We start from the raw sequence: 24,149 nt of genomic DNA on the forward strand, positions 1-24,149 counted from the left end.
GAATGCTTCCTGTGAACGAAATGGTGGCCCCGGCGAACCGGTTTAGTGCCGCCGTTTAAGGCTTTCGGCGACATTGCGCAAGACTTAATTGCAGACGCCAAACTTGGCCTGACAGCGCATATGGGAGACAATTCGCCGCCTGCAAGGCGATTCGCCAAAGCCCCCTCGAAAATCGCTGAAATCTTAGAGAAAATCGCATTGACCGCCGGAGACGCACCATAGACGTTCGGCGTCGAGCGCCCTTCCCTGCCAGCCGATAACCGCAATCATCAGCTTCTCAGGCGGCGCCGGAGACATCTAGGGACGACCGCTGCAGCGGTCATATGAAGTAGCGTAACGGAAACTGGAGCGGGTAGCGGGAATCGAACCCGCGTATTCAGCTTGGAAGGCTGCTGCTCTACCATTGAGCTATACCCGCGGGGTGGTCCGATCCGATGACGAATGGTGGAGAGAGTTGGATTTGAACCAACGTAGGCTGAGCCAACGGATTTACAGTCCGTCCCCTTTAACCACTCGGGCATCTCTCCAGTTTCGTCCGGATCGCAAGACCAAGTTCGTCAGACTTCGAAGCGTTGCCGCCCGTCGTCTGCGCCGCGTATATGACCGGAGCATTTCAGTCTGTCAACACGATGACAACGGAAAAAACACGAAAAATTTCATTCGCCACCGAAAGCCGGCATATGAAAGAAAGCCTATGCGGCAGCGAGCGCCATGGCTATAAAGCTGCATGAGCAAAGACAACAAATCCGGCGGCAAGACCGCGACAGACCCATCCGCCAAGGATACGCATTACGCCACTCTGCGGCGCGCCCACCGCGACGCCAAGCGCGAACGCGGGGAGATTCCGACACCTCAGCCGCAGAAGCGCAAGCGCGGCGGCGATGACTGGAAGCCGCCGGCGCTTGCGCCCGACCAAGTGCATCTCTATGGCCTGCATACGGTGCGTGCAGCGCTCGACAATCCCGAGCGCAAGAAGATCAAGCTGTTCGTGACGCAGAACGCGCTGGCGCGCCTCGAAGTCGACGTCGAGGCGCTCGGAATTCCCTTCGAGATCGTTTCGCCGCAAGAGATCGACAAGGTGCTCGGCCCCGAGGCGATCCATCAGGGCGTCATGCTGGAAACACGGCCGCTTCCGGTACGCCGGCTCGAAGCACTGAAGGAAAGCCCTCTCCTGCTCGTCCTCGATCAGGTGACCGATCCGCACAATGTCGGCGCGATCATGCGCTCGGCCGTCGCCTTCAATGCCGGCGCGGTGATCACCACGCAGCGACACAGCCCGACCGAATCGGGCGTGCTCGCCAAGTCCGCCTCCGGCGCGCTGGAACTGATACCTTATATACAGGTCACCAATCTCGCCGATGCGCTCGGTGAATTGCACAAGCTCGGTTTCTCCACCATCGGCCTTGATTCGGAAGGGCCGGCGCCACTCGAAGGCACCTTCTCGGGCGAGAAAGTGGCGCTCGTGCTCGGCTCCGAGGGCAAGGGACTTCGGCAGAAGACGCGGGAAACCGTCAACGCACTTGCCCGTCTCGACATGCCGGGCTCGATCAAATCGCTCAACGTCTCGAATGCAGCTGCAATCGCGCTTTATGCGGCGCGGCTCCACCTGAAGGCATAGGCTGACCCGCAGGCAATCATTCAAAGTACTACAACGTCCTTGCGCGTCTGAAGAGACGCACGGCGCTGTCGTCGCGACAAAGGGGAATTGTCATGATCCGTTTTATTCCCGGGCTCGCGGCTTCGGCAGCACTCCTTGTCTGCGGTCTCGCATACGGGCAGGATATCGATCCCGATATTCTCAAAGCGCAAGCCGGAACTTATCTCATTGCCCCGGAAGACGGTGCGGCTGGATGCCGGCTGACGCTGGAAACCGACGAAGCGATCGGCGGCTATTCGCTCTCCGGACAGGACTCCTGCATCAAGCCGCTGCCGGCACTTGCGGAAGCCTATTCGTGGAATTTCGACGGCAATGGCGGCGTTATCCTGATCGATGCGACGCGCAAGATGCTCGCCCGTTTTGTCGAAAACGAAGGCCAGCCGATGAAGACGGAGGGTGATGCGCCGTTTTTGCTGATCGCGGCCCCTGACGGCTTCGATCGCCTGCCGACCGTCACCAGCCTTGCCGGGACATGGACGATGCAAAGACCGGACGGCGAAAGGCTCTGCGGCGTGACGCTCAACGGCCATGTCGATGCGGACGGCAACGCGCCGCTATCACTTTCCGAGGATTGCACTGCCAATGTCGCCAGGCTGAAGCTCGCAGTCTGGCACATCGAGGGTTTCGGGCTGACGCTGATGGGCAGTGACGGTTCGTCGCTTGGCTTCGACATGCGCGCCGACGGCATTTTCGACAAGTCGAAAGAGGAAGGCGGCAAGCCGCTTTCGCTCGTCCGCCGCTAACCCGCAGCCAGGCTTAGATGTCGGAAAAATCTACTTTTACCTTGGAATGACGCCCTGGAGCACTATGATCGGGCGATGACCGGTTGTTGCCACCGGCTCAGAAGCAAGAAGGAACGATCCCTATCATGGCCATTCGACCGCTGATTTTCGGTATCCTCTTCATCGCGGTCTTCGTCGTGATTATCCTCAGCATCATCTGGGTGGACACCTCGCACCCCGTCCACCAGCCCGATCCCCTGTCACCGATGGTGCCCGGCCCCGCGACGCCGGGACCGGTGCAATAATTCTGGCAGGAACGCGGACGGAGATCAGGATCGAGGCGAGCGTCAACGAGCCCGTCACTTACTAAAGTAACGGCCCGGATGATCCGGGCCGTTATCGTCAGCTGCGATAGAGCCAGAACGGCATTCCGCGATCGCGATCGCGCCACTCGCGGCGCTCCTGCCAACGCTCGGCACGCCACCGCCGCCAGTGACGGCGATTATCGCGCCAGTCGGACCGGCGCCAATCGCGCTCATGGCGCCAGCCACGTTCGTCACGGTCGCGATCACGTCGCCAGCCACGATCGTCACGGTCGCGATCGCCTCGCCAGCCATCACGAATTTGAACGATATCGCCCTGCGTCGACACCGTCGGCCGCTCGCCCGACATGGCAGCTGCCGGTGCGACGGACGCAAAAGCCGCACCGATGGAAATGGTTGCGGCGAGAAAGAGATGAGCGAGTTTCATGGCTGTTTCCTCATTGATGATGAGGCGAAGATAGGCGGGCGCGGCTGAATTGGCGGTGAAGCAGCCCTTCACGCGCGGTTCATCGAACGATATGAACCTTCTGAAAGATCTGCTGGCGCGATTGATCGGAACAGCGTCGAACCCAGGCTATGGTTTAGAAAGGCGGTATCGTGGGGAAAGATGGTGCAGCTGACCGGATCATTCTGGAACCAGTCCGCCTTCGTTCCTGACGGAACTACGACGCGACAGCCTCCGCTTAGCTGCTCTCTTCGGCTCGCCGAGCCGAAGCTCACGGAGCGTAGGCTGGTGCCCCCGCCAGGGTTCGAACCCGGGACCCCCTGATTACAAATCAGGTGCTCTACCAACTGAGCTACAAGGGCGTTAGTTGCCCCAACTAGCAGATTCTATAATTCTGTAAAGGGAAAATCCGTGTCTGCGCGGACAGCTCGGCTGCAGCTCAAAACGCTTCGCAATAGAAAACGTCCTTGTCGCGCAAGGCCTTTATCCTTTAGCTAGGGCAGCATCATAAAGGGCATTGCATGGGCCGTTCATTTCAGACGCTTTCCTTTCTCGCCTCACCAACGACGGAGGCGCTTGCCGCGCGCGAGGAGTTGATTGGCATCTATGGCGACGTCCCGGCTGACGAAGCCGACGTCATCGTCGCGCTCGGCGGCGACGGTTTCATGCTGCAGACGCTGCACAACACCATGAATTCCGGCAAGCTGGTTTACGGCATGAATCGCGGCTCGGTCGGTTTCCTGATGAACGATTATCGGACCGACCGGCTTCAGGAGCGCATCTGCGTCGCCGTCGAAAACGTCTTTCGGCCATTGCAGATGACGACGGCCAACGCCGACGGCACCAACTCGACGGCGCTCGCCATCAACGAAGTCTATCTTTTTCGCCAGTCCTATCAGGCCGCTAACCTGAGGGTCATGGTGGACGGGCGCGTCCGTCTGGAGGAACTGATCTGCGACGGGCTGATGGTGGCGACACCTGCCGGATCGACGGCTTATAATCTTTCCGCCCATGGCCCGATCCTGCCGCTCGAGGCGCCGCTACTCGCCATGACGCCGGTCAGCGCTTTCAGGCCGCGGCGCTGGAGGGGCGCTCTGCTGCCGAACAAGGTGACCGTCGATATCGACATTCTCGAGCCGGAGAAGCGGCCGGTGAACGCAGTGGCCGACAATACCGAGGTCAAGTCGGTGCTGCATATCCGCATCGCCCAGTCGGAGCATGTGACGGCGCGCATCCTTTCTGATCCCGACCGCTCCTGGTCCGACCGTATTCTCGCCGAGCAGTTCAAGGATTGAGACGATGGCAATGCGACGGATATTGATGACCAGCCTCCTGCTTGCGGGATGGAGCATTGCAGCGGAGGCTACTCCGGCGCAGGATACCCTCCTGCCGGCATCGGTGATTTTCGCGACCAGCACCGGCTATTGGGAGGACGACGGCAACGCACCTGATGTCGAGCGGGCGCCGACGGGCGCCGAGGGCGTTGCCAACCCCGAAGGAGAAGGGACGCCGCGCCACGGCTACTACAAGCTCTTTGCCGTGCGCCAGCCGGACAGAACCTCGAAGGTCTATCTGCAGCAGATTGCCCAGACCGAGACCGGCCCGGCGATCGCCTCGACCATCGAGTTGCAGGAGTTCAGCGACCTGAAGCCTTACGTGACCGATATCCGCCCGGAGAATTCGAACGGCATCATCAAGCAGCCGGGGCTCTTCGCCACGGTCTATCTGAAGACAGACCCTGCCGCGGAGCCGGATGGCTGGACCGTGCTGATCGACGAATTCGGCGACATCACCGTCGAGAAGGCGACGAATTGAACGGCTGGGACGTGTTCACAGGGGCATCCAAGAGATGAAACTGGGCTTTCGCGACGGCGTCCTCTACGACGAGAAAAGGTCGAACTGGGACGCCGCCGGCCCCAGACCCATCAACTGGTCTCTCTGGTACCCCGCCGCCGATGACGCGCAAAGCGACGTCCCGGAAAGAAGCTGGTTCCAGAAGGCGGCCGTCGCCCGCGATGCCCCCATCCGGCCGGAGGCCGGGCCCTATCCCCTCGTCCTGTTGTCGCATGGCACCGGCGGATCCGCGGCTGGACTGGAGTGGCTGGCGCGACGCCTGGTCGATCGCGGATTTGCAGCGCTCGGCGTCAGCCACCACGGCAATACCGGCATCGAGCCCTATCGCGCTGAAGGCTTTGCCTGCCTTTGGGAGCGGGCGCCGGATCTAAGCTACATGCTCGACCATTGCGATGCGTGGCTCAGCGATCTCTCAGGCCATATCGATACGAACAGTGTCTTCGCAGCCGGATTTTCGGCCGGAGCCTATGGCGTGACGCTGCTTCTTGGCGCTGTCTCCCAGTTCTCGCAGTTCGAACCGTCCAGGATGAAGCCGGGTGGCGCGCGCGGACCGAGGGAATTTCCCGACCTTGCCGATCATATCCCGGCATTGCTGCGCACCAGCGATGTGTTTCGCAATTCGTGGTCCCGCATGTCGAAGTCCTACCGAGACGACAGAATCAAGGCCGCACTCCTTTGCGCGCCGGGCCGGTCCGTTCTCGGCTTCAGCGAGGAAAGCCTGAAAGCCGTCGATGCGCCTGCCCTTATCCTGGTCGGTGATGCCGACCAGGCGGCACCCGCCGAAGAATGTTCATCGTGGCTGCATGCGCGGCTGCGGCGCGGCGCTCTTAAAATCTTCGGCGGCGGCCTTGGACATTATGTCTTCGTGCCAGAGGGCACGGCGCTCGGCCTCGCCTTTGCGGCAGAACTCTTTACCGATCCCCCCGGCATCGAGCGCGCAGCCATTCATGACGAGATTGCCGATCTGTCGGCAGCGCTGTTTCAAGACAGCGGCATTACAGCGCCGCGCGTCTTTTCAGACGCGCAAAGGACGCTGTAACATTTTGAATTGCTGCATAATGGTTTGAGCAAAAAGGAAAGCCCCGTCTCCGGGGCTTTCCAACTCAATCCATTGTCAATCCGATCAGTCGACATCCTCGACGACCGCGTCGGCGGCGCCGCTGATGCGGTGGGCAAGTGCTGCTTCCATGAACTCGTTCAGGTCGCCGTCGAGAACGTCGTCCGGCGCGCTGCTGGCGACACCAGTGCGCAGGTCCTTGACCATCTGATAGGGCTGCAGCACGTAGGAGCGGATCTGGTGACCCCAGCCGATCTCCGTCTTGGAAGCGGCTTCGGCACTGGCGGCGTCCTCACGCTTCTTCAATTCGGCTTCATACATGCGGGCACGCAGCATGTCCCAGGCCTTGGCGCGGTTCTTGTGCTGCGAGCGCTCCTGCTGGCACTGTACGACGATACCCGTCGGGATATGCGTGATGCGCACGGCCGAGTCGGTGGTGTTGACGTGCTGCCCGCCGGCGCCCGACGAACGATAGGTATCGATGCGGCAGTCGCTTTCGTTGATCTCGATCTGGATCGAGTCATCGACAACCGGATAGACCCAGATCGACGAGAAGGAGGTGTGCCGGCGCGCATTGCTGTCGTAGGGCGAGATGCGCACCAGCCGGTGCACGCCCGATTCCGTCTTCAGCCAGCCATAGGCATTGTGGCCCTTGACGAGCAGGGTCGCGGACTTGATGCCCGCCTCTTCGCCGTCATGGACTTCGAGAAGCTCGACCTTGAAGCGCTGGCGTTCGGCCCAGCGGGTGTACATGCGCAAAAGCATGTTCGCCCAGTCCTGGCTTTCGGTGCCGCCGGCGCCGGAATGGACTTCGAGATAGGTGTCGTTTCCATCGGCTTCGCCGGAGAGCATGGCTTCCACCTGGCGCCGCGCGGCCTCGGCCTTCAAAGCCTTCAGCGCGTCTTCGGCTTCCTTGACGACGCTCTCGTCGCCCTCTTCCTCGCCAAGCTCGATCAACTCGATATTGTCATTCAGCTGCTGCTCGAGCTGTTTGACGCCGTTGATGCCGTCATCGAGCTGCTGGCGCTCGCGCATCAGCTTCTGCGCTTCGGAAGCGTCGTTCCAGAGGTTCGGATCCTCTGCCTTGTTGTTCAACCAGTCCAGCCGTCTTATCGCCTGGTCCCAGTCAAAGATGCCTCCTCAGCAGGGTGATAGCCTGCTTGGTTTCATCGACCACGTTTTCGATTTCCGCTCGCATTTTCCTGCTTCTCTGTCTCGGTCTTCTTCAGGTGCTGGTGACATAGAGACGCCCACCGCGGATGTAAAGGGCCGCGGCGGGCGTGTGAAATTCAGGCCTCAGTCAGAACAGGCCGGGCGTGCCGGTCTGGACGGCCTGGTTCGCCTGCGGCGACGTTTTCAGGATTTCCTCCGGCGCCATGGTGCTGTCCATTCCGATGACGGAGAAGCTGTCGGCCGGGCCGGTACCGGGCTTGAAGGCCTCGATGATGGTGTTCGGATCGCCGTCGACGGCGGCCATGCCGGTCTTGCGGTCGATCGGGATCAGGTTCATGCCTGATGGAATGACGAATTTCGATTCCGGCGTGTCCTTGACGGCCACCTGCATAAATTCGTTGAAGATCGGGGCGGAGAGACCGCCGCCGGTGCCGCCGCGGCCGAGCGGGCCCGGCGTATCGAAGCCCATATAGAGGCCTGCGACCAAATCCGGCGTGAAGCCGACGAACCAGGCATCCTTCTCGTCGTTGGTGGTGCCGGTCTTTCCGGCGACGTCGCGACCGCCGAGATCGATCTTGCCGGCAGCGGTGCCGCGCTGGATGACGCCCTGCATCATCGAGGTGATCTGGTACGCGGTCATCGGATCGAGAACGGTTTCGCGATTGTCGACGACATTCGGCTCTTCCTGGTTCTGCCAGTCGCCGGCGTTACAGCCCTCGCAGAGACGCTCCTCATGCCTGAAGATCGTCTTGCCGTAGCGGTCCTGGATGCGGTCGATCAATGTCGGCTTGATCTGCTTGCCGCCATTGGCGATGACCGAGTAGGCCGAGACCATGCGCAGCACTGTCGTGTCGCCGGCGCCGAGCGACATGGAAAGAACCGGCAGCATGTGATCGTAGATGCCGAAGCGCTCGGCATATTCGGCGACGATGTTCATGCCGAGATCGTTGGCGAGGCGCACCGTCATCAGATTGCGCGAATGCTCGATGCCCGAACGCAGCGTCGACGGGCCGCCGGATTCGCCGCCGTAGTTTTCCGGCCTCCAGACTTGGCCGCCCGAGACGATTTCGATCGGCGCATCCATGATGACCGAGGCCGGCGTATAACCATTGTCCATCGCCGCGGCATAGACGAAGGGCTTGAACGAAGAGCCCGGCTGGCGCATCGCCTGGGTGGCGCGGTTGAATTCGGACTGGGCATAGGAGAAGCCGCCGACCATGGCGAGCACGCGGCCGGTCTTCGGATCCATGGCGACCAGGCCACCCTGCACCTTCGGCGGCTGCTGCAGGCGATAGGAGGTCGACGCGTCATCACCGAGCTTTGCGACATAGACAACGTCACCGGGGGACACGGCGCCGACCGGCGATTTCGTGGTCTTGCGGGCGCCGTCGGCCGAACGGAAGGCCCACTGCATGTTCTTGGCGTCGATCGTGCCGCGCTGGCGATCGGCCGCAACCTTGCCACTGCCATCCTTGGCCGGCTGCAGGCCGATGTCGACGGTGCTGTCTGACACGGCGAGTACCACGGCAAGCCGCCATTCCGGCACATCGGACAATGCGGGGATATCGGCTAGCGCCTTGCCCCAATCACCGCTTGCATCGATCTGCTTGATCGGGCCGTGGAAACCGCGGCGCTCGTCGTAAGTGACCAGACCGTCCTGCAGCGCCTTGCGGGCAGCGACCTGCATCTGCGGATCAAGTGACGTGCGCACCGAAAGGCCGCCCTCATAGAGGACTTTTTCGCCGTACTGGTCGATCAGCTGGCGGCGCACGGCTTCGGCGAAATAATCCGAAGCAAAGAGCGAGGGGCCGGTGGTGCGGGCGGTGACACCAAGCGGCTGCTTCTTGGCTTCCTCGCCGTCGCTCTGGCTGACATAGCCGTTCTCGACCATCCGGTCGATCACCCAGTTGCGACGCTCGAGTGCAGCTTCCGGATGGCGGAACGGATGATAATTGGCAGGACCCTTCGGCAGCGATGCCAGGTAGGCGGCTTCGGCGACGGTCAGTTCGGTGACGGATTTGTTGAAATAGGTGAGTGCTGCGCCGGCGATGCCATAAGAATTCAGACCGAAGAAGATCTCGTTCAGGTAGAGTTCGAGGATCTTGTCCTTGCTATAGGCCTGCTCGATACGGAAGGAGAGGATCGCTTCCTTGATCTTGCGGTCGATCGTCTGGTCCGAGCTCAAAAGGAAGTTCTTGGCCACCTGCTGGGTGATTGTGGAGGCGCCGACCGGGCGGCGGCCGGAACCGAAATTCTGCAGGTTGACGAGGATTGCGCGGCCGAGACCGGTCAGATCGACGCCCGGATGATTGTAGAAGTTCTTGTCTTCGGCCGACAGGAAAGCCGCCTTCACACGGTCGGGAACCGCCTGGATCGGCAGGAAGAGACGCTTTTCCTTGGCATACTCGGCCATCAAAGCGCCGTTGCCGGCATGGACGCGGGTCGTCACCGGCGGCGCATAGCTGTTCAGAACGGCATAGTCCGGAAGATCCTTCGCGACATTGGCGAGATAAATGGCAATACCCGCCGCCGCGACCAGAAACAGGACGCAGGCCATTCCGAAGAAATATCCAAAAAGTCTAACCATATTTCAGCTACCGGTCATTTCGATCTTCAATCGGCGCAGACGCAACGATTGCAAAGATCAAGGCAATTTGCACGTTGCGCGGCTTACTCCATGAGCGCTACCGCCACAAGCCGATTCCGCGCCTCAGGCTGCGAAACATAAGCCGGAGTAACGGCGCGAATGTGAGCAAAATAGGGCTGTCTGCGCCGCATTCACCGCTGCGGCGGCGTTTCATTAGAACTGTCACATCCAAGCAACGCCCGCTCCCGCCGCCAATCTGAGGTATCTTGCTCAGAATTTGATTCATGCGGCGCACTTAAATCTTTGTTTTTATGTATGTTTGTTTTCAGGTGGGCCGCCGTGCCCAACCGCTACAGATTTTTAGGCGGCGGCCGTCAGCCGCCATTCGCCATGACGGCGGCGCGGTATCGCTTCACTGCGTCGGTCAAGAGACCGGCGATCTTGCCGCGCCAGGCCTCGTCGAGCAGCAATTTCTCGTCCTCGGCATTCGAGAGGAACCCGATTTCGAGAAGGATCGACGGCACGTCAGGGGCCTGCAGCACGCGGAAGCCGGCATGACGGTGCGGATTGTTGATGGTGCCGACCTGATCCTTGAAAGAATTCAACACACTCTCGGCCAGCGAGATGGAGAAAGCCTGGGTCTCGCGCCGCGTCAGATCGAGCAGGATGTCAGCGACCTCGGGCGGCTCGGCGACCGTCTCCTTGCCAGCGATCTGGTCGGAGAGGTTTTCGCGTTCGGCCAAGTCGGCGGCGAGCTTGTCGGATGCCTTGTCGGAGATCGTGTAGACAGTCGCGCCGCGGATATCCTTCTGTTTCAGCGTATCGGCATGCAGCGAAATGAAGAGGCCGGCATGGTTCTGGCGGGCGATCAGTACACGCTGCGAAAGCGACAGGAACTCGTCGTCCTCGCGCGTCAGGAAAGCCTTGATGCCCGGTTCCTTGTTCAGCCGTTCCGTGAAGGCCTTGGCGAAGGCGAGCGTCACCTGTTTTTCCTCGGTCTTGGTGTCGACGCCGATCGCGCCGGTGTCGATGCCGCCATGGCCGGCGTCGACGGCGATGACGAAATCGCCGGGAGCAGCCTTTTGCGGTGCCGGAATGGCGCTTGTCGTCTGAGCCGCCTCAGTCCGATCGCTCCAGGATTGCGTCTTCACCAGTTCGGCAAAGGCCTTCTTGTCGATCATCTCCGCATCGAGCACGAGGCGATGGCCGTTGCCCGTCTCATCGGCCTGCACCTTGGCAAGCGCCAGCTTCACCGGCCCTGCCGTCGTCAGCACGATGCGGGCGCTCTCTTCGTCCATCTTGCCGTAGCGGATATCCTTGAACAGGCCGCGGGCGGCAAGATCCTTCGCCGGAAACCCGAAGGCGGTCGCCGGCAAGTCAACGACGATGCGTTCCGGATTGGCGATATAGTGGACGGAGAAACGCGGCTCGCGATCGAAATCGATGACGATGCGGGTCCTTGCGTCGTCGCCGACGATGCGCGCGCCATAGGCAAGCAGCGGATCCCCGGCCTCGACAGAGCTGGCAGCGGCCGGCAGCAGACTAGCGACCAGAAGCGCCGCCAGAACCCGCCTTGCGAATGTCGATCGCGGCGCTGCGGATTTCGCCGCGATCCGAGCCCTCTTAAACAATAAACCGCCACACCCTATCTGTATTGCGATGGACCCGACGCGGCTGCGGCCAACGTCCTGTGACGAAACACCCGCTGCAGCCTGCCGAATCGCGATCACTTTATCCCAGCTTGTATGCGTTGCGAAATCCATCAATATTATGGCACATTTGGCTTTCCCCTTGCTATTGTGACACAGAAAACATACAACGAATTTCAGGGTAAAGTGTTGACGGGATAGAGTCGCCGCAAAGGCTGCCAGCCAGATCAGGACCTGGCGCCACACCGGTCATCGTCCGCCGTCTCATGCGCTTAATCCCTAGAACTCGATCCTGATTTTCCGGCTTATTGTCGGAATTCATTGGTGGATCAGCCACCACGCTCTCAGGGAGCAAACTCATCGGACCCGAACGGGTCTTCGTATTTGTCGATCACGCTTGGTTGTTGATGGTTTCGCAGCAGGTTTTATCTGAAGTGTACAGGCCCCGGACCGAAATGGTTCCGGCTGCGGTCTGGCTGCTGCCCTCCCCCTCGCATCAGGCGCGACTTTCATTATCCGGCGCGGCTACAGTGGACCGCATTCTTTCTGTCTCAACAGCAGTCGGGAATGCGCTCTCGCGGCCACGCCGAGGAGCACAGCTTTCATGGCAGACAAAATGCTTATCGATGCGTCTCACGAGGAAGAGACGCGCGTCGTTGTCGTTCGCGGGAACCGCATAGAAGAATTTGACTTCGAGTCCCAGCACAAGAAGCAGATCCGCGGCAACATCTATCTTGCAAAGGTAACGAGGGTCGAACCCTCGCTGCAGGCCGCCTTCGTCGATTACGGCGGCAACCGGCACGGTTTCCTGGCCTTCGCCGAAATCCATCCCGACTATTATCAGATACCGCTTGCCGACCGTCAGGCACTGCTTCGGGCCGAAGCCGAGGAGCATCGCCGCGACGAAGATGTCGAGCATGTCGAAACCGCACCGATGGTCGATCTTTCCAAGCAGGATCAGCCGGATGTCGGCATCGTTCCGGCAGAGGCGCCGGAAACGGCTGCCGTAACGGAAGAGACCGCAGCGGTAGAGGCCGCGGCATCACCCGAGGCCACCGAGGAAGCGCCGGCCAAGAAGGCACGGCCGCGCCGCAGCCGCAAGAAGGTCGTAGAACCGGTTACCGAAACGACCGCGACCGAGGATGCTGTTCCCACAGACGTCGAAGCCGAAGGCGCTTCGAGCGTCGACAATGAGGATGACGGTTCGACCGGCGGCGCGATGGCTGCGATGGTGGAAACCGACTCGATTTCCGAGGACGTCGATACCAGCAAGCGTCGCCACGATGACGACGACGACGATGACGATCACGGCGAAGAGGAAGTCATCGAATCCGTCGGCGCCGAAGACGCGATGGAAGAAGTGCCGGACCGCGTGCAGCGCAAGCCGCGCAAGCAGTACCGCATTCAGGAAGTCATCAAGCGCCGCCAGATCCTGCTCGTGCAGGTCGCCAAGGAAGAGCGCGGCAACAAGGGTGCAGCCCTTACCACCTATCTCTCGCTCGCCGGCCGCTATTCGGTGCTGATGCCGAACACGGCGCGCGGCGGCGGCATTTCCCGCAAGATCACCAACCCTGCCGACCGCAAGCGCCTGAAGGAAATTGCGCGCCTGCTCGAGGTGCCGCAGGGCATGGGCGTCATCCTTCGTACCGCCGGTGCCAACCGCACCAAGGTCGAGGTCAAGCGCGACTTCGAATATCTGATGCGCCTCTGGGAGAATGTGCGCACGCTGACGCTGGCGTCCACGGCTCCCTGCCTCGTCTATGAGGAAGGCTCGCTGATCAAGCGTTCGATCCGCGACCTCTACAACAAGGATATCAGCGAAGTCATCGTTTCCGGCGAAGAAGGCTATCGTGAAGCGAAAGACTTCATGAAGATGCTGATGCCGAGCCATGCCAAGGTGGTTCAGCCCTACCGCGACATCCATCCAATCTTTTCGCGTTCCGGCATCGAGGCTCAGCTCGATCGCATGCTGCAGCCGCAGGTGACGCTGAAGTCTGGCGGCTATTTGATCATGAACCAGACCGAAGCGCTGGTCTCGATCGACGTCAACTCCGGCCGCTCGACCCGCGAACATTCGATCGAGGACACCGCGCTACAGACGAACCTTGAGGCTGCAGACGAAGTCGCCCGCCAGCTTCGCCTTCGCGACCTTGCCGGCCTGATCGTCATCGACTTCATCGACATGGAAGAAAAGCGCAACAACCGCGCTGTCGAGAAGAAGCTGAAGGAATGCCTGAAGAACGACCGCGCCCGCATCCAGGTCGGCCGGATCTCGCATTTCGGCCTGCTCGAAATGTCGCGCCAGCGCATCCGCGCTTCGGTTCTCGAATCGACCACGCAGGTCTGCTCGCATTGCGGCGGCAGCGGCCATGTGCGTTCGCAGTCCTCCGTCGCCCTGCATGTCCTGCGCGGCATCGAAGAATATCTGCTCAAGAACACCACGCACAACATCACCGTGCGCACCACGCCTGACATCGCGCTCTACCTGCTCAACCACAAGCGCCAGACGATCGTCGATTATGAGAGCCGCTTCGGCGTCGCGATCATCATCGATGCGGACGGCTCGGTCGGCGCGCAACATTTTGCGATCGATCGCGGCGAGCCGGTGGAAAACCCGGTCAAGATCGAAACGCTCTTCAACTTCGCAGCCATTCCCGAGGATGACGACGACGATATCGTTATAGAAGTGGATGAGGAAGAAGACGAGGAACTCGAGGAAAAGCCGGTCGTTGCCGAGCGGCCCGTCGCGGCACGCACGGAAGGCGAAGCTGACGGCAACCGCAAGCGCAAGCGCCGCAGGCGCCGCCGCGGCCGCAACGGCAATTCCGAACAGCCGGTATCAGCAGGCGAAGCTGGCGACGAGGATGAGGAAGGCGACGACGAGGGCGGCGAAGGTGATGAAAACACCGAGGCCACGCCTGAGACCCGCGCCGAAAGCGAGGAATCGCAGCGCCGCAAGCGCCGCCGTCGCGGCAAGCGTGGCGGCCGACGCAATCGCGCCGAGGATGGCTCCGAACTGACAGCTGGCGAAGCCGGTGAAGACAATGGCGGCGACGAGGACGAAGGCGACGACGTTTCGAACGACGGCGCTCCGAGCGAAGCCGTAGCGGTCGAGGCGATTGCCGAACAGGCCGACGAAGGCCAGGCCGCGATGGCAGCCGTCGAGAGCGCGCCTGTCATAACCGAAGAGGTAAAGCCCGCCCGTGCCCGCGGCCGCCGCAAACCGGCCGCAGCGCCGGTCGAGGAACCGGTTGCAGAGACGGCCCCTGTGGCCGAGGCCGAACCGGAATTGGTGGAAGCCTCCGCCGATCTCGAAACATCAGTTCAGGAAGAAGCAAAGCCGGTTCGCGCCAACCGCGAATCCAACATCTCCTCCTCCGAGCCAACGGTGAAATCCACCCGCGTCGAGAATGGCGAAGGTGATGACGGTAAGCCCAAGAAAGCCGGCTGGTGGCAGCGCCGTGGCTTCTTCTGAACGCTGATTTTCGGACGTAAACATTGATATCCGGCCGCGGCGACGCGGCCGGATTTTCGTTTATGGTGACGGCATCGTCGCCGAGCTTGAATCGCCGTGGCGTGGATGTGTATCTTCTACGATGATCCCATATGGGGCGCGATCATGCGGACGAATATCGATATCGATGATGCCTTGCTAGACGCGGCAATGACCGCCGCGGGATTGGCGACGAAAAAGGCCACTGTCGAGCAGGCTTTGCGAACCCTTGTCGAGAAGCACCGGCGGAAAAATGCGATCGCAGATCTCGCGGGGATAGGCTGGGAAGGCGACATCGACGAGATACTGATCATCGTCGACAGTTCGATCTGATAGCCGAGCGTCTCGGCCCTGGGATCGCCTGACCCTGCTTGCGATCAGGCGGCCGGGGGATAGAGCAGGTCGACGATGTAGCTGGCGTCGAAGCGGGAATCGAGCATGCCGTAGGTGGAGCGCCAGCCGCCGGCAAGACGCGTCTCGATGAAGGCATCGGCAATGCGCCCTGCCCCCAGCCGATAGAGTTCGGCGGCACCGGCGGCGAGCGCCAGCTGCTCGACGAGCAGGCGCGCGGCGCCCTCATCCTGTTCGCAAAGCGCGATTGCGGCGCGCAGCACGTCGATGGTCTTCTTGCCGGCCGGGCCGAGATCGCGGGCAAGGCCGGCAAAGACCGTTTCGAACAGATCCTTGCCGCGGTTCAGCACGCGCAGCACGTCGAGCGCCATGACGTTGCCGGAGCCTTCCCAGATGGCGTTGACGGGAGCCTCGCGGTAATGGCGGGCGATCGGGCGCTCTTCGATGTAGCCATTGCCGCCGATGCATTCCATAGCCTCGTAGATCAGCGCGGGCGCGATCTTGCAGCACCAGTATTTGGCGACCGGCGTCATGACGCGGGCATAGGCCGCTTCCTCGGCATTGCCGCGCGCCTTGTCGAAGGCGTCGGCAAGACGGAAGGACAGTGCCGTCGCGGCGGCAACATCGAGCGCCATGTCGGCGAGCACGCGCGTCATGATCGGCTGGTTGACGAGCATCTTGCCGAAGACGCTGCGGCCGCGGGTGTGGTGCACGGCTTCGGCGAGCGAGGCGCGCATCATGCCTGACGAGGCCAGCGCGCAGTCGAGCCGGGTCAGCGTCACCATGTCCAGGATGGTGCGGATGCCGGCATCCGGACTACCGAGCAGGAAACCGAACGTGTCTGTAAACTCGACCTCGCAAGAGGCGTTGGAGCGGTTACCGACCTTGTCCTTCAGCCGCTGGAATTGCAGCCCGTTGGCGGAACCATCCTCCAGAAGGCGCGGCACGAGGAAGCAACCCATGCCCTCCTTCGTCTGCGCCAGCATAATGAAGGCATCGCTCATCGGCGCCGACATGAACCATTTGTGCCCGGACAGCCGGTAGATGCCCTCGCTGACCTTTTCGGCAGCGCTCCTGTTGGCGCGCACATCCGTGCCGCCCTGCTTTTCTGTCATGCCCATACCGATGGTCACGGCGGATTTCTGCATGGCGGGCTTGTTCGACGAATCATATTTGCGCGAGAGAATTTTCGGCGCCCAGTCCTTTTGGACCGCGGGCGATGCCGAGAGTGCCGCAACGGAGGCGCTCGTCATCGTCAGCGGGCAGAGATGGCCGGATTCCAGCTGCGCCGTCAGATAAAACCGCGCGGCGCGAACCTTATGGGCCTCGTCCTTGGCGTCGGTATCGGCCTGGGGATCCCAGACGGAGGAATGCAGGCCGACCGACATGGAGCGACGCATCAATGCATGCCAGGCGGGATGGAATTCGACGACGTCGACGCGTTCACCGCGCGGACCGTGGGTGCGCAGCTGCGGCGCGCCCTGGTTTGCCATACGCGCCATCTCCTGCGCCTCCGGCGAGGTGACGTAGCGGCCCATGTTTTCCAGGTCTTCGCGGATGCCGCGCGGCAGGGCCGCCGTCAGGTCGACAATCAGCGGATCGGACCGATAGGCGTTGATGCCGGACCACAGGCTCGGCTGGTTGAGTTCTGCGAGTTTGTCGTCAGTCCGGTTGGCGGAGGTCATAATTCGCTTCTAGTGTAAGAACCCGGCAAAGGGAAACCGGAAGTTATGATTCGGTTCATTCTGCTCTATCGGAATTCGGGCGAAAATGCATGGGGACATAAGCCTTTGCCCACAGCACATGCTTGCCCCGGCGGGCAGCACTCTTTATAGACCCGCCAGAGACAGCAAGAGGCAGGGTCATGGTCTTTTTCCCCCACCGCCACCTCATCGGCATCAAAGGCCTCACCGAGCAGGATATCACCTATCTTCTCGACAAGGCGGACGAGGCCGTCAAGATCAGCCGCCAGAGAGAAAAGAAAACGTCGACGCTGCGCGGGCTGACGCAGATCAACCTATTCTTCGAGGCATCGACCCGCACGCAGGCCTCCTTCGAGCTTGCCGGCAAGCGGCTCGGCGCCGACGTCATGAACATGTCGGTCGGCAATTCCTCGGTGAAGAAAGGCGAAACGCTGATCGATACGGCGATGACGCTGAATGCGATGCGCCCCGACGTGCTGGTGATCCGCCATTCCAGCGCGGGTGCCGCCGCCCTTCTCGCCCAGAAGGTCTCCTGCTCGGTCGTCAATGCCGGTGACGGGCAGCACGAACATCCGACCCAGGCACTGCTCGACGCGCTGACGATCCGCCGCGCCAAGGGCAAGCTTTCGCGCATCATCGTGGCGATCTGCGGCGACGTGCTGCATTCGCGGGTGGCGCGCTCCAATATCCTGCTGCTCAATGCGATGGGCGCCCGCGTGCGTGTCGTCGCGCCCGCGACCCTCATGCCGGCCGGCATCGCCGAGATGGGCGTCGAGGTCTTCCATTCGATGAAGGAAGGGCTGAAGGACGCCGACGTGGTGATGATGCTGCGGCTGCAGCGCGAGCGGATGTCCGGCGCCTTCGTACCTTCGGTGCGCGAATATTATCACTTCTACGGGCTCGACGCCGAAACGCTGAAGGCGGCCAAGGAGGATGCGCTGGTCATGCATCCCGGCCCGATGAACCGCGGCGTCGAAATCGCTTCGGAAGTGGCGGACGGACCGCAGAGCGTCATCGCCGAACAGGTGGAAATGGGGGTCGCGGTGCGCATGGCCGTCATGGAGACGCTGCTCGTCTCGCAGAACCAGGGTCCCCGCAGCGATGGAATGATGGCATGAGCAACCCGATCGTCCTCAAGAACGTCCGCATCATCGACCCGTCGCGCAATCTCGACGAAGTCGGGACGATCGTTGCCGAAGACGGCGTGATTCTCGCCGCCGGCCACAAGGCGCAGAACCAAGGCGCGCCTGATGGCGCAGTCATCTGCGACTGCACGGGCCTTGTGGCGACGCCTGGCCTCGTCGATGCGCGCGTCCATGTCGGCGAACCCGGCGGCGAACACCGCGAGACGATCGCCTCGGCGAGCCGGGCGGCAGCCGCCGGCGGCGTCACCTCGATCATCATGATGCCGGACACCGATCCCATCATCGACGACATCGCGCTCGTCGAATTTGTCAAGAAGACGGCGCGGGATACGGCCGCCGTCAACGTCTATCCGGCAGCCGCCATCACCAAGGGCCTTGCCGGCGAGGAGATGACGGAGATCGGCCTGCTGATGCAGGCGGGCGCCGTCGCCTTCACCGATGCCCATTCCAGCGTCCACGACACACAGGTGCTGCGCCGGATCATGACTTATGCGCGCGAATTCGGCGCCGTCGTCTGCTGCGAGACGCGCGACAAATATCTCGGCGCCAACGGCGTCATGCATGAGGGGCTTTTTGCCAGCTGGCTCGGGCTTTCCGGCATTCCAAAAGAAGCCGAGCTCATCCCGCTCGAACGCGATTTGAGGATCGCGCAGCTGACGCGCGGCCGTTATCACGCCGCGATGATCTCGGTGCCGGAATCGGTCGAGGCGATCGAGCGCGCCCGTGGTCGCGGCGCCAAGGTGACCTGTGGCATCTCGATCAACAATCTGGCGCTCAACGAAAACGACATCGGCGAATACCGCACCTTCTTCAAGCTCTATCCGCCGCTGCGCCCGGAAGACGACCGGGTGGCGATGGCCGACGCCCTTGCGAGCGGCGCGATCGATATCATTGTCTCCTCGCACGACCCGCAGGACGTCGATACGAAGCGCCTGCCCTTCGGCGAGGCGGAGGACGGCGCGATCGGCCTCGAAACCATGCTTGCGGCAGCGCTCAGGCTTCACCATAGCGGCCAGGTGAGCCTGATGCGCCTGATCGACGCCATGTCGACCCGCCCTGCTCAGATTTTCGGCCTGAATGCCGGCACGCTGAAGCCGGGCGCTGCGGCCGATATCGCGCTGATCGATCTCGATGAGCCTTGGCTTGTCGCCAAAGACATGCTTCTCTCCCGCTCGAAGAATACGCCGTTCGAGGATGCGCGCTTCAGTGGGCGGGCGGTCGCGACATACGTCTCGGGAAAGCTTGTCCACGCAATTTAGAACCGACACGATCGCCGTCCATCCCCCAGCGGGAGAAGGCTGACTCGAGGATAGGCCACGGAGAGGCTGAGGGGGCATATGTTATCCAATCTCATGTCATGGCAGATCACGTTGCCGATCGCGCTTGCCGCCGCCGTTATCGGTTATCTCTTCGGCTCGATCCCGTTCGGCCTGATCCTCACGCGCGCCGCCGGCCTCGGCGACGTGCGCAGCATCGGCTCCGGCAATATCGGCGCGACCAATGTGCTGAGAACAGGAAACCGGACGCTCGCCGCGGCGACGCTGCTGCTTGATGCGCTGAAGGCATCGGCCGCGGCCTGGGTCGTCGGCTATTTCCTCGGTGAGGAAGCCGCGATCATCGCCGGCTTCTTCGCCTTTATCGGCCATCTTTTCCCGGTCTGGATCGGCTTCAAGGGCGGCAAGGGTGTCGCCACCTATATCGGCACCCTGCTCGGTGTCGCGCCGATCATGGTCGTGCTCTTTGCCGCCGTCTGGCTGGCGGTCGCTTTCACCACCCGCTACTCCTCACTGTCGGCGCTGGTTGCCATGCTTGTCATTCCAGTTGCGCTGTGGATATTGGGCAACGAAAAGGTTGCGGCTGTGATGGCGATCATGACCCTCATCTCCTACTGGAAGCACAAGGCGAATATTTCGCGCCTGATGGGCGGGACGGAAAGCAAGATCGGGGCAAAGGGATAATGGATGCGCTGAGCGCCGGACCAAAAGGCGTCGTGCTGACCGAGCGGCAAAGAATTGCCTGGCTGCGCCTCATCCGTTCCGACAATATCGGCCCTGCCACCTTTCGTGACCTCATCAATCATTTCGGTTCGGCCGAGGCAGCACTTGCCGCATTGCCGGAGCTTTCGGCGCGCGGCGGCGCGACACGGGCAATCCGCATCGCCAGCGAGGCCGAAGCGCATCGGGAGCTGGAGGCGGCACGTCGCTTCGGCGCCCGCTTCGTCGGCATCGGTGAACCGGACTATCCGCAAGCGCTGAAGCAGATCGACGGCGCGCCGCCGCTTCTGGCCGTCAAGGGCGCGCTGGCCGCTGCCAAACGACCGGCCGTCGGTATCGTCGGCTCGCGCAACGCCTCGATCGCAGGCGCGAAATTCGCAGCGATGGTGGCGCGTGACTGCGGCCGGGCGGGTTACACCGTGGTCTCCGGCCTGGCGCGCGGCATCGACACATCAGCCCATCGGGCAAGCCTCGACACGGGCACGATCGCAGCACTCGCCGGCGGCCTCGACCAACCCTACCCGCCAGAGAATATCGGCCTGCTCGAAGAGATAACCGGTGGCAATGGCCTGGCGGTGAGCGAGATGCCCTTCGGCTGGGAACCCCGCGCCCGCGACTTCCCACGCCGAAACCGGCTGATCGCCGGCATCGGGCTCGGCCTCGTCGTCATCGAAGCGGCGACGCGTTCGGGCTCGCTGATCACGGCGCGGCTTGCCGGCGAGTTCGGCCGCCTGGTGTTTGCCGTGCCCGGCTCGCCGCTCGATCCGCGCTGCCATGGCACCAACGGCCTGCTGAAGGACGGCGCTTCGATCGTCACCGCGCCCGCCGATGTCATCGAGGCCCTGGCGCCGCTTGCGCAATTCGACCTGTTCCCATCGTCGATGGCGGAGAAACCGGCACCTGACGGCAAGGCAATGTCGGTGCCACCAGGCGATTCCGATCGAAACCGCATCATCGATGCGCTCGGGCCGACGCCGGTCGAGATCGACGACGTCATCCGCCATACCGGCCTGTCGGCATCCGCGGTCTATCTCATCCTTCTGGAACTCGATATATCAGGCAGGCTGCACCGGCATCAGGGCGGTCTCGTCTCGCTTTCCGATTGAACCTGGGTACGACATCAGGCGGCGGCTTTGCGAATTGCCGAACCGTGAGTCGAAAACCTTCGATAGACTATCTATAATTGTATTCCATCGATACTCTCCCTTCGGCTGCAGAAGACACAAGAGGTAAAATTGTAGCAAACCCCTTGACCGCGGCGATTTCCCTGTCCATGTCGGAGGGCCGATATCCATGTTGCGGTGTGTGTCGCGCTGGCTTCAACGCTGGCGTCGTTTCCTTTTTAGAGAATCATCATGAATGTTGTAGTGGTGGAATCGCCTGCCAAGGCCAAGACGATCAATAAGTATCTGGGTCCGGGATACAAAGTGCTCGCCTCCTTCGGTCATGTGCGCGATCTGCCTGCCAAGGACGGCTCAGTTCTTCCTGATCAGGATTTCGAAATGCTTTGGGAGGTCGACAGCGCCTCCGCCAAGCGGATGAAGGACATTGCCGACGCGGTGAAGTCCGCCGATGGCCTGTTTCTCGCGACCGACCCGGATCGCGAAGGCGAAGCGATTTCCTGGCACGTTCTCGACATGCTGAACAAGAAGCGCGTGCTGAACGGCAAACCGGTCAAGCGCGTCGTCTTCAATGCGATCACCAAGAAGGCGGTGCTCGACGCGATGGCCGATCCGCGCGACATCGACGTGCCGCTGGTCGATGCCTATCTCGCGCGCCGCGCGCTCGATTATCTCGTCGGGTTCAATCTTTCGCCGGTACTGTGGCGCAAGCTGCCCGGCGCACGTTCGGCCGGCCGCGTTCAGTCGGTGGCGCTTCGCCTCGTCTGTGACCGTGAATCCGAGATCGAGCGCTTCATTTCCGAAGAATACTGGAACATCTCGGCGCTTCTGAAGACGCCGCGCGGCGACGAGTTCGAGGCGAGGCTGGTTTCGGCGAACGGCAAACGGCTGCAGCCGCGCGCTATCGGCAACGGCGAAGATGCCGGCCGGCTGAAGGCCTTGCTCGAAGGTGCGAGCTATGTCGTCGACACGGTCGAGGCGAAACCGGTCAAGCGCAACCCGGGACCGCCGTTTACGACCTCGACGCTGCAGCAGGCCGCCTCCTCCAATCTCGGCTTCTCCGCTTCGCGCACCATGCAGATCGCGCAAAGGCTCTATGAGGGCGTCGATATCGGCGGCGAGACGGTCGGTCTCATCACCTATATGCGAACCGACGGCGTGCAGATGGCGCCAGAGGCGATCGACGCGGCGCGCAGCGCCATCGTCGACCAGTTCGGCCAGCGCTACATGCCGGAAAAGCCGCGCTTCTACTCGACCAAGGCGAAGAACGCCCAGGAGGCGCACGAGGCGATCCGCCCGACCGATTTCGACCGCTCGCCCGACCGTGTGCGCAAATTCCTCGATGCCGACCAGATTCGGCTCTACGAGCTGATCTGGAAGCGCGGCATCGCCAGCCAGATGGCGTCGGCCGAGATCGAGCGCACGACGGCTGAAATCACCGCCGACAATAAGGGAGAGAAGGCCGGTCTGCGCGCCGTCGGTTCGGTCATCCGCTTCGATGGTTTCATCGCCGCCTATACCGACCAGAAGGAAGATGGCGAGCAGAGCGACGACGGCGACGAGGATGGCCGCCTGCCGGAGATCAATGCGCGCGAGGCGCTCGCCAAGCAGAAGATCAATTCAACGCAGCATTTCACCGAACCGCCGCCGCGCTATTCGGAAGCCTCGCTGATCAAGAAGATGGAAGAGCTCGGCATCGGCCGCCCCTCCACCTATGCCGCGACGCTCGCGACGCTGCGCGACCGCGACTATGTGACGATCGACAAACGCAAGCTGATTCCGCAGGCCAAGGGCCGTCTGGTGACGGCTTTCCTCGAGAGCTTCTTCACCAAATATGTCGAATACGACTTCACCGCCGATCTCGAAGAGAAGCTTGACCGGATTTCCGCCGGCGAGTTGAACTGGAAGCAGGTGCTGCGCGATTTCTGGAAGGATTTCTTCGCACAGATCGAGGACACCAAGGAACTGCGCGTCACCAACGTGCTCGATTCGCTGAACGAGGCGCTGGCACCCCTCGTCTTCCCGAAACGGGAGGACGGCAGCGACCCGCGCATCTGTCAGGTCTGCGGCACCGGCAACCTGTCGCTGAAGCTCGGCAAATACGGCGCCTTCGTCGGCTGCTCGAACTATCCGGACTGCAACTACACCCGCCAGCTCTCCTCCGAAAACGGCGGAGAAGCAGACGGTGCTGCGCTCAACGAGCCGAAGAACCTCGGCACCGATCCGACGACCGGCGAGGAGCTGACGCTGCGTTCCGGCCGCTTCGGCCCCTATATCCAGCGCGGCGACGGCAAGGAGGCCAAACGCGCCTCGTTGCCAAAAGGCTGGAAGCCCGAGGATATCGATTATGAAAAGGCGATGGCGCTGATCTCGCTGCCGCGCGATATTGGCAAACATCCCGAATCAGGCAAGATGATCTCGTCCGGCATCGGCCGCTATGGGCCGTTCCTCCTGCACGACGGCTCCTATGCCAATCTGGAAACCGTCGAGGACGTGTTCTCGGTCGGCCTCAACCGCGCCGTGACTGTTATCGCTGAAAAGGCGAAGCAGGCCCCAGGGCGGGGTGCGCGCGGCACGCCGGCGGCACTGAAGACGCTCGGCGATCATCCTGATGGCGGCGCCATCACCGTGCGCGACGGCAAGTACGGCCCCTATGTCAACTGGGGCAAGGTCAACGCCACGCTGCCGAAGGGCAAGGATCCCCAGGCGATCACCGTCGAGGAGGCGCTTGCGCTGATCGCCGAAAAGGCCGGCAAAGCGGCCAAGGCGAAAGCCAAGCCGAAGGCGGCAGCCGCCGAAGCCAAGACCACCAAGACGGCCGCCAAGCCGAAAACAACGAAGGCGAAAGCGCCCGCGAAATCGAAAAAGGGCTGAC

General features: G+C 62.0%; 18 protein-coding genes and 3 tRNA genes. 13 read left to right on the forward strand and 8 right to left on the reverse strand.

Annotation, left to right across the window (positions count from 1 at the left end; genetic code table 11):
- Positions 1 to 344 precede the first annotated feature (344 nt).
- Both RWJ89_RS16235 and RWJ89_RS16240 read right to left on the reverse strand, forming a co-directional pair.
- Positions 345 to 418: transfer RNA gene (locus tag RWJ89_RS16235), tRNA-Gly, on the reverse strand.
- 24 nt (positions 419 to 442) lie between these two features.
- Positions 443 to 527 (reverse strand) — tRNA-Tyr (locus RWJ89_RS16240).
- Between the two features lie 200 nt (positions 528 to 727).
- Between RWJ89_RS16240 and rlmB the strand changes: the two genes are divergently transcribed.
- The 3 genes from rlmB (at position 728) to RWJ89_RS16255 (ending at position 2,684) form a co-directional block, all read left to right on the forward strand.
- Positions 728 to 1,618: a 23S rRNA (guanosine(2251)-2'-O)-methyltransferase RlmB gene (gene rlmB / locus RWJ89_RS16245; protein ID WP_168254907.1), complete on the forward strand. Its 891-nt coding sequence runs from the start codon at positions 728 to 730 to the stop codon at positions 1,616 to 1,618.
- Positions 1,619 to 1,710: 92 nt separating this feature from the next.
- On the forward strand, positions 1,711 to 2,400 hold the full coding sequence (locus RWJ89_RS16250; protein ID WP_168286296.1) for an AprI/Inh family metalloprotease inhibitor: 690 nt from the start codon (positions 1,711 to 1,713) through the stop codon (positions 2,398 to 2,400).
- A 125-nt stretch (positions 2,401 to 2,525) separates the two neighbouring features.
- Positions 2,526 to 2,684, forward strand: coding sequence for a hypothetical protein (locus RWJ89_RS16255; RefSeq protein WP_020049529.1), 159 nt, complete (start codon positions 2,526 to 2,528; stop codon positions 2,682 to 2,684).
- A 97-nt stretch (positions 2,685 to 2,781) separates the two neighbouring features.
- On the opposite strand, the gene RWJ89_RS16260 is transcribed toward RWJ89_RS16255, so the two are convergent.
- Together RWJ89_RS16260 and RWJ89_RS16265 are read right to left on the reverse strand one after the other, a co-directional pair.
- Positions 2,782 to 3,201, reverse strand: a complete 420-nt coding sequence (locus tag RWJ89_RS16260; protein WP_221946207.1) for a hypothetical protein — start codon at positions 3,199 to 3,201, stop codon at positions 2,782 to 2,784.
- 232 nt (positions 3,202 to 3,433) lie between these two features.
- Positions 3,434 to 3,509: transfer RNA gene (locus RWJ89_RS16265), tRNA-Thr, on the reverse strand.
- A 159-nt stretch (positions 3,510 to 3,668) separates the two neighbouring features.
- On the opposite strand from RWJ89_RS16265, the gene RWJ89_RS16270 reads away from it, so the two are divergent.
- The 3 genes from RWJ89_RS16270 to RWJ89_RS16280 are packed head-to-tail and all read left to right on the forward strand — an operon-like array spanning position 3,669 to position 6,040.
- Positions 3,669 to 4,442 (forward strand): NAD kinase, encoded by a 774-nt coding sequence (locus RWJ89_RS16270; RefSeq protein WP_025394132.1) that lies wholly within the window; start codon positions 3,669 to 3,671, stop codon positions 4,440 to 4,442.
- Positions 4,443 to 4,446: 4 nt separating this feature from the next.
- Positions 4,447 to 4,962, forward strand: coding sequence for a hypothetical protein (locus tag RWJ89_RS16275; RefSeq protein WP_131664200.1), 516 nt, complete (start codon positions 4,447 to 4,449; stop codon positions 4,960 to 4,962).
- 34 nt (positions 4,963 to 4,996) lie between these two features.
- A complete protein-coding gene (locus tag RWJ89_RS16280; RefSeq protein ID WP_316031139.1) occupies positions 4,997 to 6,040 on the forward strand; it encodes an alpha/beta hydrolase family protein in 1,044 nt (347 codons plus the stop codon).
- Positions 6,041 to 6,124: 84 nt separating this feature from the next.
- Here the strand turns inward: RWJ89_RS16280 and prfB are convergent.
- The 3 genes from prfB to RWJ89_RS16295 form a co-directional block, all read right to left on the reverse strand.
- Positions 6,125 to 7,256 (reverse strand): peptide chain release factor 2 gene (gene prfB, locus RWJ89_RS16285; protein WP_131664202.1). Its coding sequence is split into 2 segments (ribosomal slippage): positions 6,125 to 7,186 and positions 7,188 to 7,256, totalling 1,131 coding nucleotides; the frame shifts between segments, so codons are not numbered across the junction.
- Positions 7,257 to 7,358: 102 nt separating this feature from the next.
- Positions 7,359 to 9,818 carry a penicillin-binding protein 1A gene (locus RWJ89_RS16290; protein WP_131664203.1) on the reverse strand — a complete coding sequence of 820 codons (2,460 nt, stop codon included), beginning with the start codon at positions 9,816 to 9,818 and terminating at the stop codon, positions 7,359 to 7,361.
- A gap of 374 nt (positions 9,819 to 10,192) precedes the next feature.
- Entirely contained in the window at positions 10,193 to 11,449 is a 1,257-nt protein-coding gene (locus RWJ89_RS16295; RefSeq protein WP_026158631.1) for an N-acetylmuramoyl-L-alanine amidase, read from the reverse strand.
- Between the two features lie 622 nt (positions 11,450 to 12,071).
- Between RWJ89_RS16295 and RWJ89_RS16300 the strand changes: the two genes are divergently transcribed.
- Complete coding sequence (locus RWJ89_RS16300; RefSeq protein WP_316031140.1) at positions 12,072 to 14,942, forward strand: Rne/Rng family ribonuclease; 2,871 nt, start codon at positions 12,072 to 12,074, stop codon at positions 14,940 to 14,942.
- A 144-nt stretch (positions 14,943 to 15,086) separates the two neighbouring features.
- Positions 15,087 to 15,293 (forward strand): type II toxin-antitoxin system VapB family antitoxin, encoded by a 207-nt coding sequence (locus RWJ89_RS16305; protein WP_316031141.1) that lies wholly within the window; start codon positions 15,087 to 15,089, stop codon positions 15,291 to 15,293.
- 44 nt (positions 15,294 to 15,337) lie between these two features.
- Here RWJ89_RS16305 and RWJ89_RS16310 read toward each other — a convergent pair whose 3' ends face one another.
- Positions 15,338 to 16,996: an acyl-CoA dehydrogenase family protein gene (locus RWJ89_RS16310; protein ID WP_316031142.1), complete on the reverse strand. Its 1,659-nt coding sequence runs from the start codon at positions 16,994 to 16,996 to the stop codon at positions 15,338 to 15,340.
- A 179-nt stretch (positions 16,997 to 17,175) separates the two neighbouring features.
- On the opposite strand from RWJ89_RS16310, the gene RWJ89_RS16315 reads away from it, so the two are divergent.
- From RWJ89_RS16315 to topA, 5 genes are all read left to right on the forward strand, one after another.
- Positions 17,176 to 18,132 (forward strand): aspartate carbamoyltransferase catalytic subunit, encoded by a 957-nt coding sequence (locus RWJ89_RS16315; protein WP_316031143.1) that lies wholly within the window; start codon positions 17,176 to 17,178, stop codon positions 18,130 to 18,132.
- Entirely contained in the window at positions 18,129 to 19,418 is a 1,290-nt protein-coding gene (locus RWJ89_RS16320) for a dihydroorotase (protein ID WP_316031144.1), read from the forward strand. The genes RWJ89_RS16315 and RWJ89_RS16320 overlap by 4 nt, the downstream gene beginning before the upstream one ends.
- A 78-nt stretch (positions 19,419 to 19,496) precedes the next feature.
- Positions 19,497 to 20,117 carry a glycerol-3-phosphate 1-O-acyltransferase PlsY gene (plsY, locus tag RWJ89_RS16325; protein WP_072638785.1) on the forward strand — a complete coding sequence of 207 codons (621 nt, stop codon included), beginning with the start codon at positions 19,497 to 19,499 and terminating at the stop codon, positions 20,115 to 20,117.
- Entirely contained in the window at positions 20,117 to 21,259 is a 1,143-nt protein-coding gene (gene dprA, locus RWJ89_RS16330; protein WP_077976250.1) for a DNA-processing protein DprA, read from the forward strand. The genes plsY and dprA overlap by 1 nt, the downstream gene beginning before the upstream one ends.
- Positions 21,260 to 21,508: 249 nt before the next feature.
- A complete protein-coding gene (topA, locus tag RWJ89_RS16335; protein WP_316031145.1) occupies positions 21,509 to 24,148 on the forward strand; it encodes a type I DNA topoisomerase in 2,640 nt (879 codons plus the stop codon).
- Position 24,149: the final 1 nt, after the last annotated feature.

The sequence above is a fragment of the Rhizobium sp. 10PS4 genome, assembly GCF_032464805.1.
Classification (GTDB): domain Bacteria; phylum Pseudomonadota; class Alphaproteobacteria; order Rhizobiales; family Rhizobiaceae; genus Rhizobium; species Rhizobium laguerreae.

What these genes read in the sequence shown, in the direction of transcription:
- topA (WP_316031145.1), top strand. Translation starts at nt 21,509, where the DNA reads ATGAATGTTGTAGTGGTGGAATCGCCTGCCAAGGCCAAGACGATCAAT.
- plsY (WP_072638785.1), top strand. Translation starts at nt 19,497, where the DNA reads ATGTTATCCAATCTCATGTCATGGCAGATCACGTTGCCGATCGCGCTT.
- RWJ89_RS16315 (WP_316031143.1), top strand. Translation starts at nt 17,176, where the DNA reads ATGGTCTTTTTCCCCCACCGCCACCTCATCGGCATCAAAGGCCTCACC.
- RWJ89_RS16290 (WP_131664203.1), bottom strand. Translation starts at nt 9,818, where the DNA reads ATGGTTAGACTTTTTGGATATTTCTTCGGAATGGCCTGCGTCCTGTTT.
- RWJ89_RS16305 (WP_316031141.1), top strand. Translation starts at nt 15,087, where the DNA reads ATGCGGACGAATATCGATATCGATGATGCCTTGCTAGACGCGGCAATG.
- RWJ89_RS16270 (WP_025394132.1), top strand. Translation starts at nt 3,669, where the DNA reads ATGGGCCGTTCATTTCAGACGCTTTCCTTTCTCGCCTCACCAACGACG.
- rlmB (WP_168254907.1), top strand. Translation starts at nt 728, where the DNA reads ATGAGCAAAGACAACAAATCCGGCGGCAAGACCGCGACAGACCCATCC.
- RWJ89_RS16280 (WP_316031139.1), top strand. Translation starts at nt 4,997, where the DNA reads ATGAAACTGGGCTTTCGCGACGGCGTCCTCTACGACGAGAAAAGGTCG.
- RWJ89_RS16255 (WP_020049529.1), top strand. Translation starts at nt 2,526, where the DNA reads ATGGCCATTCGACCGCTGATTTTCGGTATCCTCTTCATCGCGGTCTTC.
- RWJ89_RS16300 (WP_316031140.1), top strand. Translation starts at nt 12,072, where the DNA reads ATGGCAGACAAAATGCTTATCGATGCGTCTCACGAGGAAGAGACGCGC.
- RWJ89_RS16250 (WP_168286296.1), top strand. Translation starts at nt 1,711, where the DNA reads ATGATCCGTTTTATTCCCGGGCTCGCGGCTTCGGCAGCACTCCTTGTC.
- RWJ89_RS16310 (WP_316031142.1), bottom strand. Translation starts at nt 16,996, where the DNA reads ATGACCTCCGCCAACCGGACTGACGACAAACTCGCAGAACTCAACCAG.
- dprA (WP_077976250.1), top strand. Translation starts at nt 20,117, where the DNA reads ATGGATGCGCTGAGCGCCGGACCAAAAGGCGTCGTGCTGACCGAGCGG.
- RWJ89_RS16275 (WP_131664200.1), top strand. Translation starts at nt 4,447, where the DNA reads ATGGCAATGCGACGGATATTGATGACCAGCCTCCTGCTTGCGGGATGG.
- RWJ89_RS16320 (WP_316031144.1), top strand. Translation starts at nt 18,129, where the DNA reads ATGAGCAACCCGATCGTCCTCAAGAACGTCCGCATCATCGACCCGTCG.